The organism is Aliivibrio sp. SR45-2, from assembly GCF_963890165.1.
Classification (GTDB): Bacteria; Pseudomonadota; Gammaproteobacteria; order Enterobacterales; family Vibrionaceae; genus Aliivibrio; species Aliivibrio salmonicida.
This window is the reverse complement of record NZ_CAWPRC010000125.1, coordinates 1-242: the sequence shown is the minus strand read 5'-3', so window position 1 is coordinate 242 and position 242 is coordinate 1. Positions and strand designations below refer to the sequence as shown.

The window sequence follows — 242 nt, the reverse complement described above, 5'->3', positions numbered from 1 at the left end:
AGATAATATTTTCAACTTTTTCATTTATTTATGAAAGACTTAAAAACGTTATGTTGACTTGCCTCCAGCAACAAACTGGGAGCGAAATAAAAGCCCGTTCTATTGAACGGGCACTTATTCAAATTCAAGCCTGGCGATGTCCTACTCTCACATGGGGAGACCCCACACTACCATCGGCGCTATTACGTTTCACTTCTGAGTTCGGCATGGGATCAGGTGGGTCCATAACGCTATGGTCGCCA

Annotated in this window: 1 rRNA gene; it reads right to left on the bottom strand. The window is 43.8% G+C overall.

Going from position 1 to position 242, the window contains the following annotated elements:
- Positions 1–128: 128 nt before the first annotated feature.
- A 5S ribosomal RNA gene (gene rrf, locus AACV33_RS06600) occupies positions 129–242 on the bottom strand; the annotation flags it as partial.